14 protein-coding genes are annotated in these 14553 nt (G+C 67.4%); 9 read left to right on the forward strand and 5 right to left on the reverse strand.

Features of this window, described 5'->3' with window-relative positions:
• Genes VXD91_RS03635 through VXD91_RS03650 form a run of 4 tightly spaced genes read left to right on the forward strand, consistent with a single transcriptional unit; the run spans nt 1 to nt 3327 of the window.
• Nucleotides 1-909, forward strand: a complete 909-nt coding sequence (locus VXD91_RS03635; RefSeq protein WP_212812116.1) for a TIGR01777 family oxidoreductase — start codon at nt 1-3, stop codon at nt 907-909.
• A 25-nt stretch (nt 910-934) separates the two neighbouring features.
• On the forward strand, nt 935-1627 hold the full coding sequence (gene lipB, locus VXD91_RS03640; protein ID WP_212812117.1) for a lipoyl(octanoyl) transferase LipB: 693 nt from the start codon (nt 935-937) through the stop codon (nt 1625-1627).
• On the forward strand, nt 1624-2556 hold the full coding sequence (gene lipA, locus VXD91_RS03645) for a lipoyl synthase (protein ID WP_020103549.1): 933 nt from the start codon (nt 1624-1626) through the stop codon (nt 2554-2556). The genes lipB and lipA overlap by 4 nt, the downstream gene beginning before the upstream one ends.
• Before the next feature lie 15 nt (nt 2557-2571).
• The gene (locus VXD91_RS03650; RefSeq protein WP_212812118.1) at nt 2572-3327 is read left to right on the forward strand and encodes a DUF4191 domain-containing protein; all 756 of its coding nucleotides are present in this window, start codon (nt 2572-2574) and stop codon (nt 3325-3327) included.
• A 68-nt stretch (nt 3328-3395) separates the two neighbouring features.
• On the opposite strand, the gene VXD91_RS03655 is transcribed toward VXD91_RS03650, so the two are convergent.
• Entirely contained in the window at nt 3396-3887 is a 492-nt protein-coding gene (locus VXD91_RS03655) for an RDD family protein (protein ID WP_212812119.1), read from the reverse strand.
• Between the two features lie 168 nt (nt 3888-4055).
• On the opposite strand from VXD91_RS03655, the gene glnA (VXD91_RS03660) reads away from it, so the two are divergent.
• The 3 genes from glnA (VXD91_RS03660) (at nt 4056) to VXD91_RS03670 (ending at nt 6614) form a co-directional block, all read left to right on the forward strand.
• Entirely contained in the window at nt 4056-5492 is a 1437-nt protein-coding gene (gene glnA, locus VXD91_RS03660) for a type I glutamate--ammonia ligase (RefSeq protein WP_073698180.1), read from the forward strand.
• A gap of 226 nt (nt 5493-5718) precedes the next feature.
• Nucleotides 5719-6045 carry a darcynin family protein gene (locus VXD91_RS03665; RefSeq protein ID WP_346414660.1) on the forward strand — a complete coding sequence of 109 codons (327 nt, stop codon included), beginning with the start codon at nt 5719-5721 and terminating at the stop codon, nt 6043-6045.
• A 152-nt stretch (nt 6046-6197) separates the two neighbouring features.
• The gene (locus VXD91_RS03670; protein WP_346414661.1) at nt 6198-6614 is read left to right on the forward strand and encodes a DoxX family protein; all 417 of its coding nucleotides are present in this window, start codon (nt 6198-6200) and stop codon (nt 6612-6614) included.
• Here the strand turns inward: VXD91_RS03670 and VXD91_RS03675 are convergent, their stop codons facing one another.
• The 4 genes from VXD91_RS03675 to glnA (VXD91_RS03690) are packed head-to-tail and all read right to left on the reverse strand — an operon-like array spanning nt 6615 to nt 12439.
• Nucleotides 6615-7469 carry a TIGR03619 family F420-dependent LLM class oxidoreductase gene (locus VXD91_RS03675; protein ID WP_346414662.1) on the reverse strand — a complete coding sequence of 285 codons (855 nt, stop codon included), beginning with the start codon at nt 7467-7469 and terminating at the stop codon, nt 6615-6617.
• A complete protein-coding gene (locus tag VXD91_RS03680) occupies nt 7466-8101 on the reverse strand; it encodes a PaaI family thioesterase (protein ID WP_346414663.1) in 636 nt (211 codons plus the stop codon). Before VXD91_RS03680 ends, VXD91_RS03675 begins: the two co-directional genes overlap by 4 nt.
• A 5-nt stretch (nt 8102-8106) precedes the next feature.
• On the reverse strand, nt 8107-11067 hold the full coding sequence (locus tag VXD91_RS03685) for a bifunctional [glutamine synthetase] adenylyltransferase/[glutamine synthetase]-adenylyl-L-tyrosine phosphorylase (RefSeq protein ID WP_346414664.1): 2961 nt from the start codon (nt 11065-11067) through the stop codon (nt 8107-8109).
• A 28-nt stretch (nt 11068-11095) separates the two neighbouring features.
• A complete protein-coding gene (glnA, locus tag VXD91_RS03690) occupies nt 11096-12439 on the reverse strand; it encodes a type I glutamate--ammonia ligase (RefSeq protein ID WP_064859259.1) in 1344 nt (447 codons plus the stop codon).
• A gap of 337 nt (nt 12440-12776) precedes the next feature.
• Between glnA (VXD91_RS03690) and VXD91_RS03695 the strand changes: the two genes are divergently transcribed.
• Nucleotides 12777-13976: a Rieske 2Fe-2S domain-containing protein gene (locus tag VXD91_RS03695; protein WP_346414665.1), complete on the forward strand. Its 1200-nt coding sequence runs from the start codon at nt 12777-12779 to the stop codon at nt 13974-13976.
• The coding region (locus VXD91_RS03700; RefSeq protein WP_346414666.1) for an acyl-CoA dehydrogenase family protein at nt 13973-14553 on the forward strand (581 nt) is incomplete at its 3' end. The genes VXD91_RS03695 and VXD91_RS03700, both read left to right, overlap by 4 nt.

The following is a 14553-nucleotide window of genomic DNA, read 5'->3' on the forward strand; positions in this document are numbered from 1 at the left end:
ATGGCGCACGCGGTCATTGCCATCGCGGGCTCGTCGGGACTCATCGGTTCCGCACTGGTGTCGGCGCTGCGCGCGACCGACCACCGGGTGGTGCGCATCGTGCGCCGGCAGCCGGCCAACGCCGACGAGGTGTACTGGAACCCCGACGCCGGCGACTTCGACTGGCGCACGCTGCGTGACGTCGATGCCGTGGTCAACCTGTGCGGCGTGAGCATCGGGGCGCGCCGCTGGTCGGGAGCGTTCAAGCAGAGCCTGCGTGACAGCCGGATCGTCCCGACCGAGGTGCTGACCGACGCCGTCGTCGACGCCGGGGTGCCCGTGCTCATCAACGCCAGTGCCGTTGGCTTCTATGGCGATACGCGCGACCGCATCGCCGATGAGCGATCCCCCGCCGGCACCGGCTTCCTGGCCCGGCTCTGTCTGGACTGGGAGGCCGCCACCCGGCCGGCCGCCGACGCCGGCGTCCGCGTCGTGCTCGCGCGCACCGGCCTCGTGCTGGCACCGGCCGGCGGCATGCTGGCTCGGCTCCGCCCGGTCTTCGGGCTCGGCCTCGGTGCCCGGCTGGGCAGTGGGCGCCAGTACATGCCGTGGATCACGCTCGAGGACGAGGTGCGGGCCCTGCTGTTCGCGCTCAATCACGACGACCTGTCCGGCCCGCTGAATCTGACGGGCCCGGCGCCGGTGACCAATGGCGAGTTCACCGAGGCGCTGGGGCGGGCACTGCACCGCCCCACCCCGCTGCTGATGCCCGGTTTCGCGCTGCGGGCCGCGCTCGGCGAGTTCGCCGAGGAGGGACTGCTCGGCGGCCAGCGGGCCATCCCGGCCGCGCTCGAGGACGCCGGCTTCGAGTTCCACCAGCGGACCATCGGCGAGGCGCTGTCGTACGTCACCGCCCCCAACGCGGCCTGACTCCGGCAGGCGTAGCGTCAGTTCAGTGACGATCCGATCTGCCTGCGGCCCGATCGACGTGCGCCGCCTCGGCACCATCGACTACAACGACGCCTGGGAGCTGCAGCGCGAGCTCGCCGCCGCCCGCTCCGACGAGCGCGGCAACGACACGCTGCTGCTGCTCGAGCATCCGCCCGTCTACACCGCCGGCCGCCGCACCGAACCGCACGAGCGGCCGGTCGACGGCACCCCCGTCATCGACACCGACCGCGGCGGCAAGATCACCTGGCACGGCCCCGGGCAGCTGGTGGGCTACCCGATCATCGGCCTGGCACAGCCGCTCGACGTCGTGAGATTCGTTCGGCTGCTCGAGGATGCGCTGATGACGGTGTGCGGCGACCTGGGCCTGCAGACCATCCGGGTGGACGGCCGGTCCGGTGTCTGGCTGCCGGCCGACGACCTGCGGCCCGAACGCAAGATCGCCGCCATCGGCATCCGCGTCGCCCGCGGCACGACGCTGCACGGCTTCTCGCTGAACTGCAACTGCGACCTGACGGCGTTCGGCGGCATCGTCCCGTGCGGCATCGCCGATGCGGGCGTCACGTCGCTGACGAAGGAGTTGGGCCGCGAGATCACGCCCGAGGACGTCATCGACCGGGTGGCCGAGGCAGTGTGCGAGGTACTCGGCGCTCCGTCCGTCAAGGCGCTCGGCGCCGCGGCACTAACATCGACACCATGAGCGTTGATCCCGGTAACCGCAAGCTGCTCCGCCTGGAGGTCCGCAACGCGGAGACGCCCATCGAGCGCAAGCCGCCGTGGATCAAGACCAAGCTCAAGATGGGCCCGGAGTACAAGGACCTCAAGAGCCTGGTCAAGCGCGAGGGCCTGCACACCGTCTGCGAAGAGGCCGGCTGCCCCAACATCTACGAATGCTGGGAGGACCGCGAGGCCACCTTCCTGATCGGTGGCGAGCAGTGCACCCGCCGCTGCGACTTCTGCCAGATCGACACCGGCAAGCCCGCCGACCTGGACCGGGACGAGCCGCGCCGGGTGGCCGAGAGCGTGCACACTATGGGCCTGCGGTACTCCACCATCACCGGCGTGGCCCGCGACGACCTGCCCGACGGCGGCGCCTGGCTGTACGCCGAGACCGTCCGCCAGATCCACGCGCTCAACCCGAACACCGGTGTCGAGCTGCTGGCGCCCGACTTCAACGGTGTGCCCGCACTGCTCGAAGAGGTCTTCGACTCACGTCCAGAAGTGTTCGCGCACAACGTCGAAACCGTGCCGCGCATCTTCAAGCGCATCCGCCCGGCGTTCCGCTACGAGCGCAGCCTCGGCGTCATCACCGCCGCCCGCGACTACGGCCTGGTGACCAAGAGCAACCTGATCCTGGGTATGGGTGAGACGCCCGAGGAGATCCGGGTGGCCCTGCAGGACCTGTACGACGCGGGCTGCGACATCGTCACCATCACGCAGTACCTGCGTCCGTCGCCGCGGCACCACCCCGTCGAGCGGTGGGTGCGACCGGAGGAATTCGTCGAGCACCAGCAGTTCGCCGAGGGTCTCGGGTTCGCCGGTGTCCTGGCCGGACCGCTGGTCCGGTCGTCCTACCGAGCCGGCAAGCTGTACGCCCAGGCTGCCCGGTTACGGCCACCGGTTTCCTGAATCTATCCTGGTGGCATGGCGAAGACCACCAATCCTGCCGCTGTGAAGGCCGCGAAGGCCGAGGCGAAGGCGGCGCGCAAGGCCGCTTCGAAGCAGCGCCGAGCCCAGCTCTGGCAGGCGTTCCAGATTCAGCGCAAAGAGGACAAGCGGCTGCTGCCGTACATGATCGGCGCGTTCGTCCTGATCGTGGGGCTCGCCGTCGCGATGGCCGCGTACTCCGGCGGCATCTTCAGCTGGATCACGCTGCCCATCCTGGGTGTGCTGCTCGGCGCGCTGGTCGCGTTCATCATCTTCGGCCGACGCGCGCAGAAGTCGGTCTACAGCAAGGCTGACGGCCAGACCGGCGCGGCGGCCTGGGCGCTGGACAACATGCGCGGCCAGTGGCGCGTCACGCAGGGCGTCGCCGCCACCGGCAGCTTCGATGCCGTGCACCGCGTGGTCGGCCGGCCGGGTGTGATCTTCGTCGGCGAGGGTTCGCCGCAGCGCCTGAAACCGCTTCTGGCGCAGGAGAAGAAGCGCACCGCACGACTGGTCGGCGAGGTGCCGATCTACACCATCGTGGTCGGCAACGAAGAGGACCAGGTGCCGCTGGCCAAGCTGGAACGGCACCTGACCAAGCTGCCCGCCAACATCACCACCAAGCAGATGGACGCCCTCGAGTCGCGCCTGGCCGCCCTCGGTACCAAGCTGGGCCCCGGCGGCCTGCCCAAGGGCCCGCTGCCCGCGGGCGCCAAGATGAAGGGCATGCAGCGCACCGCGCGTCGCAAGTAGCCCGCCGCCTGCGATTTGTGCACGATTTTCCGCGCTGACCGCGGAAAATCGTGCACAAATCGCTTCGGTCAGCGGCGCAGGACGGCGGTGTTGGTCAGCCGGTCCTGCAGCCCGCGGCCGTCGGCGTCGGTGAACAGCGCCGGCACGGCCAGCAACACCAGCAGCATGCGGACGAAGGCGCGGCCGAGGCCGACGTACTGGCTCCGGCCGACGGACACGACGCGCAATCCCAGTGCGAACTGGCCCGGCGTGAAGGTGAAGAGCCGCACCGACACCGTGCCGACGACGACCCAGGCGATCACCGCGGGTGTGCCGTGCCAGACGTATTGGTATTCGTATTCGCTCAATCCGCCGAACACCACACTCAGGGTGCCGAGGCCGTAGCAGATCAGCCAGTCCACCAACAACGCGGCGAAGCGGCGCCCGAATCGGGCGAGGGAACCCGGGCCGGTTTCCGGCAGGCCGAGGGCTTTACCCGGGTACGTGGAGTCATCAACGGGGCGCTGCGATTCGGGCCCGGACAGCCACGAACCGAGCCGGAATTCATCAGCACCTGCCATGGTGTCAGGATAGGCGTGCGCGCTCATGCAACCGAACCGCGCGGCGGGTGGCCCACGGTTCCAGGAACCACCGATCGCGTAACGTCCGCGAAACATACGGTTGATTGGCGTGCAACATCGTGTCCCTAGGTTCAACCGCGGGTAACACCAGTAAAGGAGATCACTTACGTGGCAGAAAAGACGTCTGACGACATTTTCAAGCTGATCAAGGACGAGAACGTCGAGTACGTCGACATCCGTTTCTGCGATCTGCCTGGTGTTGTCCAGCACTTCTCGATCCCGGCTTCGGCTTTCGACGAGAGCGTTTTCGAAGACGGCCTCGCGTTCGACGGTTCGTCCGTGCGCGGCTTCCAGTCCATCCACGAGTCCGACATGATGCTGCTGCCGGACGCCAACACCGCGCGCATCGACCCGTTCCGCGCCGCCAAGACGCTGAACCTGAACTTCTTCGTGCACGACCCGTTCACGCGTGAGGCCTACTCCCGTGACCCGCGCAACGTCGCACGCAAGGCCGAGAACTACCTGAAGAGCACCGGCATCGCCGACACCGCGTACTTCGGTGCCGAGGCCGAGTTCTACATCTTCGACTCCGTGGCCTTCGACTCGAAGATCAACGGCACGTTCTACGAAGTCGACTCCGAGTCGGGCTGGTGGAACAGCGGCGAGCCCTACGAGGCCGACGGCTCCCCCAACCGCGGCTACAAGGTCCGCCCCAAGGGTGGCTACTTCCCCGTCGCGCCGTACGACCACTATGTCGACCTGCGTGACGAGATGTCGACCAATCTGATCAACGCCGGGTTCACCCTGGAGCGCGGCCACCACGAGGTCGGCACCGCCGGCCAGGCCGAGATCAACTACAAGTTCGACACGCTGCTCGCCGCGGCCGATGACGTGCTGCTGTTCAAGTACATCATCAAGAACACCGCGTGGGCGAACGGCAAGACCGTCACCTTCATGCCGAAGCCGCTGTTCGGTGACAACGGCTCGGGCATGCACGCCCACCAGTCGCTGTGGAAGGACGGCAAGCCGCTGTTCCACGACGAGTCCGGCTACGCGGGCCTGTCCGACATGGCGCGCCACTACATCGGCGGCATCCTGCACCACGCCCCGTCGCTGCTGGCGTTCACCAACCCGACGGTGAACTCCTACAAGCGTCTGGTGCCGGGCTACGAGGCCCCGATCAACCTGGTGTACAGCCAGCGCAACCGCTCGGCGTGTGTGCGTATCCCGATCACCGGCAACAACCCGAAGGCCAAGCGCCTCGAGTTCCGTTGCCCGGACAGCTCGGGCAACCCGTACCTGGCCTTCTCGGCGATGCTCATGGCCGGTATCGACGGCATCAAGAAGAAGATCGAGCCGCTGGCCCCGGTCGACAAGGACCTCTACGAGCTGCCGCCGGACGAGGCCGCCAACATCCCGCAGGCCCCGACCTCGCTGGCCAGCGTCATCGACAAGCTCGAGGAAGACCACGACTACCTCACCGAGGGTGGCGTGTTCACCGAGGACCTGATCGAGACCTGGATCTCGTACAAGCGCGAGAACGAGATCCTGCCGGTGCAGATTCGCCCTCACCCGTACGAGTTCTCGCTCTACTACGACTGCTGAGTCGCGAGCACACGAACTGCCCCTCTCCTCCGGGAGAGGGGCAGTTCTGTATCGGGGTGACGACGTCGGGGGTGCCCGCTTGCCCACCGCGAACAAGTACGGTAGCCTAACCATCGCGAGCGTCACTGCTCGCGGTGCTGACAACCTCACAGGTCAACGGAGAGATTCGTTGGCCTTTTTCGTTTCTCTCCAGCCCTATTCACAAGCGAGAGAATGAGGTTCGCCCATGTTCACGGTTTTCCTGTTGGTCAAGACCAACCCCGAGTGGCTCGGTTTCCCGGTCGCTAAACGGTTCGACGAACTCACGCTGCATCTGCAGCCGATCCTCGATCGCCACAAGGCGGTCAACTTCACGTGGTACGACACGGAGTTCTACACCGCCCGGGTCACCGATGTCTGGATGCTGACGGCCGCAGACCCGCACGAGTATGAGCTGGCGGTCGAAGAGCTGCGCGAAACACCGCTGTGGGACCGGTATTTCGCCATCGTCGAAATCCTGCCCGGAGTCGCGAATGCCTACGCGGACAACTACGGCCGGGCCGCTATCGGATGACCGGTAGCCGGGTTGCCTCTCCCTCCGGGGAGGGGCAGCCCGGTGGCTCAGCACCCGTCGCCGCGGCGCTGTGAGGCAAATCGCGAGAATTTGCTCCCATTCCGCAATCTCGCAGCACCTGGCGCGTCACAGGAACCTCATATGATGTCGCCATGGCTCAGACTGACATCGAATCCCGGCTCGACGCTGTAGCTCCCATCGTGCTCTCCGTGTTCCGGATGGTCATCGGCTTCCTGTTCACGCTCCACGGCGCCACCACGCTGTTCAAGTGGCCCGTCGACACCAATCCCGGCATGGCCGCACCGGATTTCGGTAGTTTTCCGGGCTGGTACGCCGGCGCCATCGAGCTGATCGTCGGCATCCTGGTGTTCACCGGTCTGGCCACCCGCATCGCGGCCTTCATCGGTTCCGGCGAAATGGCTTTCGCCTACTTCATGGCGCACCAGCCGAAGGGCCTGCTGCCCATCGCCAATGGCGGCGAGCCGGCGGTGCTCTACTGCTTCGCGCTGTTCCTGCTGGTGTTCACCGGCGGTGGCGCCATCGCGCTGGACGCGCTGCGCAAACGCTAGTTACAGGCCCCGGTCCACGCGAAACCGCTTGAGTCCGTCGATCTTCTCGGCCAGCGTGGCCGTCGGACCGCTGTAGAACATCCACGGCATCGTGACGTTGCCGGTGATGCCGGCCCGCGCGGCGCGCTCGAAATGCTCCGGCAGATAGGCGTCGGCAAGCGGTGTCAGGATCTCGTAACCCTCGAGCGGTAAACCGTTTTCGACCCGCAGTTCGCGCACCCGCGTCGCCGCGGCGATGGCCTGGTCGGTGGTGATCAAGTCGCCGATCCAGCCGTCGTTGCGCGCAGCCCGGCGCAGGGCGATCTCACTGAGCCCGCCGACGTAGATGGGCACCGGCGGCGGCGTCGGCTCCATCTCGAGCCGCGGCACCTGGTAGAACTCGCCGTCGAACGATGTCCAGCCCGGTTGCCACAGCTGCCGGATCAGCTCCAGTATCTCGTCGGTGCGCTTGCCGCGGCGCTCGAAAGCCTGCCCCATCAAGGCGAATTCGTCGGCACACCAGCCCACACCGACACCGAACTCCACGCGGCCACCGGACAGACAGGCCGCGGTCCCGACCGACTTCGCGACCGAGAACGGGTCACGCATCCCCGGGATGTACACCGTCGTCACGAATTTCACGCGGCTGGTCACCTGCGACAGGGCACCGACGAGCACCCACGGGTCCGGCCAGTGCGTGAACGGCTGCCAGCGCCGCTGCCCGTCGGGTGTGTACGGGTAGGGCGTGCTCAGCGTCTCCAGGTTCACCACGTGGTCCGGGATGGCGATGCCGTCGTAGCCGAGATCATCTGCGGCCCGGGCGATCTCGGTCACCTCGCTGATGTCGAGGAATGCCAGGGAGACGTAGAACCTCACTCGCGCGCCCAGGAGGGCCTGATGAAGATGCCGTCGGCCTCCACGCTGACACCGTCGACATCGGACAGCGTGCCGCGGGCGAACGTCTTGACGCCGTCGACACGGTCGATCCAGGCCTCGGCCCGCACCGGCCCCTGCTTGGTCCCCCGCACGTACCGCAACGTGATGGTCCCCGTGAAATGGGGCTTGGTCAGCCCGTCACTGGCCGCCTCCCCGAGAATGTGGTCGAGCACCAGGGCGCAGATGCCACCGTGCACCAGGCCGGGCGGCCCTTCGTAGGGCAGGCCCAGTTCGAACTCGGCCCAGCACCGGCCGTCCCCTTGCCCGCCCTCGTGGTGGATCTCCATCGGCGGGGCAATCGCATTGCGCACGCCCACAGCCGGATTCGTGTAGGCCAGCGGCCGTCCGGTGTCCGCGTTCCGTAGCGTCGAGGTGCTGTTGTGCTGCACCGCCACGAGCCGGTCGGTGACCGATTCGATCGCCGCCTGCGCCTCGGCGATGGTGGCCTCGTCGACACCGGTCCGGATGCCGGCGTCGATCAGCCTGCGCACCGCATCGGTGAACGGTCGGTACACCGCCAGCTGACGCTCGTATTCCGCATCGCTGATCACGTCGAACGGAAAATCACTCACGCTGCCTACTCCCCAAACACCTTGCGCACCACGGTTTTGGCACGACGGGTCACGCGCAGATAGTTGTCCAGGAAGGCGCCGCCGTCGCCGCTCGGCCACCCGGCCGCCACCGCGACCGCGTTGAGCTGACGGCCCGGACCGGGCAGTTGGTCGGTCGGCTTGCCGCGCACCAGCACCAGGGCGTTGCGCGCGCGGGTCGCGGTCAGCCAGGCCTGCCGCAGGATGTCCGCCTCGTCGCCCTCGATCAGCTGGGCCGCCTCGATGGCGTCCAGCGTCTGCAGCGTCGAGGTGTTGTGCAACGTGGGAACCTGGTGCGCATAACGCAATTGGAGCAACTGCACGGTCCATTCCACGTCGGCCAGGCCACCGCGGCCCAGCTTGGTGTGGGTGTTCGGGTCGGCGCCGCGGGGCAACCGCTCGGCGTCGACGCGGGCCTTGATGCGCCGGATTTCGCGCACCGCGTCCGCCGAGACGCCACCGGGCGGGTACCGGGTCTTGTCGGCCATCAGCAGGAATCGTTCACCCAGTTCCAGGTCCCCCGCCACGCGGTGGGCCCGCAGCAGGGCCTGAATCTCCCACGGCTGCGCCCACTGTGCGTAGTACGACTCGTAGGACGCCAACGTCCGCACCAGTGAGCCGTTGCGGCCTTCCGGCCGCAGCCCGGCGTCGACCTCCAGCGGCGGGTCGCTGCTGGGCTGCCCCAACAACGTCCGCACCTGTTCGGCGACCCCGATCGCCCAGCGCACCGCGGCGGACTCGTCCGCCCCGGCCGCGCCCTCGACGGGTTCGCACACGAACATCACGTCGGCGTCCGACCCGTAGCCCAGTTCGCCGCCGCCGAGCCGGCCCATGCCGATGACGGCGATGCGCGCCGGCGGGCCGGCGGGTCCCGAGCGTGCCCGGATCACCGCATCGAGCGCGGCCTCCAGCACCGCGACCCACACCGAGGTCAGCGCCTTGCAGACGTCGACCACCGGCAGCAGCCCCAGCAGGTCGGCCGACGCCACGCGCGCCAGTTCGCGACGGCGCAGGGTGCGTGCCGCGGCGATGGCGCGGACCGGGTCGGCGTGCCGGCCGGCCGAGGCGACCAGCGCGCGGAACACCGCATCCGGTTCCACTTCAAGCAGTTTCGGCCCCTGCGGACCGTCGGCGTACTGCTGCAGGACTTCCGGCGCCCGCATCAGCAGCTCCGGCACATAGGCCGACGTGCCCAGCACCCGCATCAGCCGCTTGGCGACGGCACCCTCGTCACGCAGGGTGGACAGGAACCAGCGCTGGTCCCCCAGTTCCTCACTGATCCGCCGGTACGCCAGCAGGCCCGCGTCCGGATCCGGGGTGTCCGACAGCCAGTCCAGCAGCGTCGGCAGCAGCACCTGCTGCACCGTGCCGCGGCGACCGCTGGCGCTCGTCAGCGCGGCGAGGTGCGTCAGGGCGCTCTGCGGGCCTTCGTAACCCAGTGCGGCCAACTGTCTTTCGGCCGCGGCGGTGGTCAGGCTCGGGCCGAACTGGTTTCCCACTTCGAGCAGCGGCTGATAGAAGAGCTTGGCGTGCAGGCGGGACACCCGCATGTTCTGCCGCTTCAGGTCCTCGCGCAGGACGCCGAGCGCGTCGTGCTGACCGTCGGGCCGGATGTGCGCCGCGCGCGCCAGCCAGCGCCACGCCTCGTCGTCGCCGTCCTCGGGCAGCAGGTGGGTGCGCTTGAGTCGCTGTAGTTGCAGCCGGTGCTCAAGCAGCCGCAGGAACTCATAGGACGCAGTGAGATTCGCGGTGTCGTCGCGGCCGATGTAACCGCCGGAGCCGAGCGCCGCCAATGCGTCGACCGTCGAGGCGACGTGCAGCGAATCGTCATTGCGGCCGTGCACGAGCTGCAACAGCTGCACCGCGAACTCGACGTCCCGCAGGCCACCCTTGCCCAGTTTCAGCTCGCGGGTACGCACCCCGGCGGGCACGAGATCCTCGACGCGGCGCCGCATGGCCTGCACGTCGGGCACGAAATCCTCACGGTCACAAGCAGTCCAGACCATCGGCATCAGCGCGTCGATGTACTGCTCGCCCAGCTCGGCGTCACCGACGGCCGCGCGGGCCTTCAAAAGCGCCTGGAATTCCCAGGTTTTGGCCCAGCGCTGGTAATACGCGACGTGCGACTCCAGGGTGCGGACCAGCTGGCCGGCCTTGCCCTCGGGCCGCAGCGCCGCGTCGACCTCGAAGAAGGTCTCGCCGGCGAACCGCATCATCTCGCCGGCCACCCGGGTGGTCACCGAGTCCGCCGTCTCCGCCACGAAGATGACGTCGACGTCGCTGACGTAATTCAGTTCGCGCGCACCGCATTTGCCCATTGCGATGACCGCGAGCCGGGGACCGGGCTCGTCGCCGCACACCGTGCGGGTCGCCACGACCAGTGCCGCCGCGAGCGCCGCGTCGGCCAGGTCGGACAGGTGCTCCCCCACCGTGACATACGGCAGCACCGGCTCGTTCTCGACCGTCGGCGCGACGTCCAGCGCCGCCAGCACCAGGATGCGGTCCCGGTAGTAGGTCTGCAGCACCGCGGAAGCCGTTGGGGTACCGGCGACTTCGGATGCCAGCCGCTCGAAGTCCTCGAGCAGCTCGGCGCGCGACGGCAACGTGATGTCACCGTGCAGCAGTCGCCACGAAGCGGGGTGTGCCACCAGGTGATCACCCAGGGCCAGCGACGACCCCAGCACGGCGAACAGCCGGCCCCGCAGGGCCGTGTCGGTCACCAGCAGTGTGCTGAGTTCGGCCCAGTCGCCCTCGAGGGCGTCCGCGATCCGCACCATGGCACGCAGGGCGCTGTCGGCGTCAGGGGCGCGCGACAGCGACCACAACAACGGGACGTGCGCATCGGTGTTCCAGCCGAGCCGGTCGAGATCGGCCCGCGCCGTGGGCGCCACCAACCCGAGGCGCCCGACGCTGGGCTGTCTGGGACGCTGCGTCGCGGGGTTGGGCACCACCCGACGTTAGCGCACCGTCACGGCGTCACAGCGACAGGTATTCCTTGAGTTCGAACGGTGTCACGTGGCTGCGGTAGGTCTCCCACTCGCTGCGCTTGTTCCGCAGGAAGTAGTCGAAGACGTGCTCTCCCAACGCCTCGGCGACGAGTTCGGACTTCTCCATCTCGGCCAGCGCCACACCGAGGCTGCTCGGCAGCTCCTTGTAGCCCATCGCGCGACGCTCCTCGGGCGTCAGGTTCCAGACGTTGTCCTCGGCCTGCGGCCCCAGTTCGTAGCCCTTCTCGATGCCACGCAGGCCGGCGGCCAGCAGCACCGCGAACGCCAGGTACGGGTTGCATGCCGAGTCGGGGCTGCGCACCTCGATGCGGCGCGACGAGGCCTTGCGCGGCGTGTACATCGGGACCCGCACCAGTGCGGAGCGGTTGGCCGCACCCCACGACGCGGCGGTCGGCGCCTCGCCGCCGTGCACCAGCCGCTTGTAGGAGTTCACCCACTGGTTGGTGACGGCGCTGATCTCGCTGGCGTGCGTCAGGATGCCGGCGATGAAGGACTTGGCGACGTCCGACAGCTGCAGCGGATCGTCGGCGCTGTGGAAGGCGTTGGTCTCGCCCTCGAACAGGCTCATGTGCGTGTGCATCGCCGAGCCCGGGTACTGGCTGAAGGGCTTGGGCATGAACGTGGCCCGCACGCCTTCGTTGATCGCGACTTCCTTGACCAGGTACCGGAACGTCATGACGTTGTCGGCCATCGACAGGGCGTCGGCGTAGCGCAGGTCGATTTCCTGCTGGCCGGGCGCGCCCTCGTGGTGGCTGAACTCCACCGAGATGCCCATCGACTCGAGGGCCTCGATGGCGTGCCGGCGGAAGTTCGGCGCCGAGTCGTGCACGGCCTGGTCGAAGTAGCCGTTGTTGTCGGCCGGCACCGGCACCGAGCCGTCGTTGGGGCCGGGCTCCAGCAGGAAGAACTCGATCTCCGGGTGCACGTAGCAGGAGAAGCCCAGATCGCTGGCCTTGGCCAGTTGCCGGCGCAGCACGTGCCGCGAGTCGGCCCACGACGGCGAACCGTCGGGCATGGTGATGTCGCAGAACATGCGGGCCGAGTAGTGCTTGCCGGTGCTCTTGGTGGTCCACGGCAGCACCTGGAAGGTGGACGGATCCGGCCGGGCCACCATGTCGGCTTCGGAGACGCGGGCGAAGCCCTCGATTGCGGATCCGTCGAAGCCGATGCCCTCTTCGAAGGCGCCTTCCAGCTCGGCCGGCGCGATCGCCACGGACTTGAGGTATCCGAGCACGTCGGTGAACCACAACCGGACAAAGCGAATGTCGCGTTCTTCCAGCGTGCGCAGCACGAATTCCTTCTGGCGATCCATGTCCGCAGCGTAGGCAGCAGCTGTTAAATCCGTGTTACCAAGTGGACTCTGTTCGGCATGTTTCGCGGGTGATCCGCCTCGCGGAATCCCAGATGCGTACGGCCGGCCGGAGGGCTCTGCCACGTGCCGTCCGGTAGGCGTCGACATTCCGCAACTCCGCCGGTTCGGCGGCAGGCAGTCCACGAGATCGCCGCGCTGCTGAAGCGCGCCATATGTCTGGCCGCTCGCCCAGAAGAAAGTAGAGCCATTAGTCCCTATATCGAGCTTCTGCCTGGACATACGGTGACCAGTCGACGGTTTAAGGAACGCGTTCTAGTAGGGCGCCACTCGCCTGGAGGTGACGGAGTTGACCAATTCGACGAGCGCCGATGTCCGCGAGATCGATGTCGGCACGCCGCCCACACGGTTCGCCAGGGGCTGGCACTGCCTGGGATTGCTGTCGGAGTTCACGGACGGCAAGCCGCATTCGATCAGCGCGTTCGGAACGAAGCTGGTGGTCTTTGCCGACAGTGCGGGGGTTCCGCACGTCCTCGACGCCTATTGCCGCCATCTCGGTGGCGACCTGTCGCAAGGTCAGATCAAAGAGGACGCCGTCGCATGTCCGTTCCACGACTGGCGCTGGGACGGCAACGGCCGCTGCGCGCAGGTGCCCTATGCGAAACGCGCTCCCCGGCTGGGACGGACCCGGGTGTGGACATCACGTGTCCGGGCAGGCCTCCTCTTCGTCTGGCATGACCCCGAGGGCTCGGCACCGTCACCGCACCTGGACATCCCCGAACTACCGGAGTTTGGCGACGAGGGCTGGACGCAATGGTCTTGGCGCACCGAGCTGATCGGTTCGAACTGCCGAGAGATCGTCGACAACATCGTCGACATGGCGCACTTCTACTACATCCACTTCGGGTTCCCGACCTACTTCAAGAACGTATTCGAAGGGCACATCGCGTCCCAGTATCTCCGGACGATCGGCAGGCCCGACGTGAACTTGGGTGGATCGCACTACGCGGGCGAACAGATCCTCGACTCCGAGGCGTCCTACTTCGGACCCTCATTCATGATCAACCGGCTGCACAACAGCTACGGCGGCTACCGGGTCGAGGCCATCCTGGTCAACTGTCACTATCCGGTCACATCGGATTCCTTTGTGCTGCAATGGGGAATCATGGTGCGCCGCCCCGAGGGGCTGCCCGATGGAGCGACCACGATGCTGCTGCGTGCGTTCACCGACGGTGTCAGCAAGGGCTTCCTGCAGGACGTTCAGATATGGAAGAACAAGACACGCATCGACAATCCGCTCCTCGTCGAGGAAGACGGGCCGGTCTACCAACTCCGACGGTGGTACGAGCAGTTCTACGTCGATGCCGCCGATGTCACCCCGGAGATGACCGATCGCTTCGAGTACGAGGTGGATACCACTGCCGCCAACGAGTTTTGGCGCGCTGAAGTCGCGGAGAACCTGCGACTGCGAGAAACCCCGACCCCGGTCACGACGGACCGCGGTCGCAACCAACCCAGCCTCGGAAGGACAGTTCAATGACTGCAATTGAGCAAGGTATTGCCCAGACGGTGCGCGACAGCCAGTCAGTTCTCGATGGTGTCGACGGACTGTTGCCATTACTCCGCGACCGCGCCCAGCTCACCGAGGACATCCGCGCGATCCCTGACGAAACACTTTCGGCGCTCGAAGAAGTCGGGTTCTTCAAGCTATTGCAGCCCGCGCAGTGGGGTGGATTGCAGTGCGACCCCACCGTCTACTACGAGGCGGTGCGCAGACTGGCCAGCGCGTGCGGTTCCACCGGCTGGGTGGCCGGTGTACTCGGCGTGCACAACTGGCACCTGGCGCTGTTCGACCAGCAGGCCCAGGAAGACGTCTGGGGCGAGGACTCGACCGTTCGCATCTCCTCGTCCTACGCCCCGATGGGCTCCGCCACGATTGTCGACGGGGGCTATGTCGTCAATGGCTCGTGGCAGTGGTCGTCCGGCTCCGCACAGGCGACCTGGGCGTTCCTCGGCGGCCCGGTCATCAAGGACGGCCGTCCGGTCGACTTCGGCAGCTTCCTGATCCCGCGCACCGAGTACACCATCGACGACGTGTGGAACGTGGTCGGCCTGCG

The organism is Mycobacterium sp. SM3041 (genome assembly GCF_039668335.1).
Lineage (GTDB): Bacteria > Actinomycetota > Actinomycetes > Mycobacteriales > Mycobacteriaceae > Mycobacterium.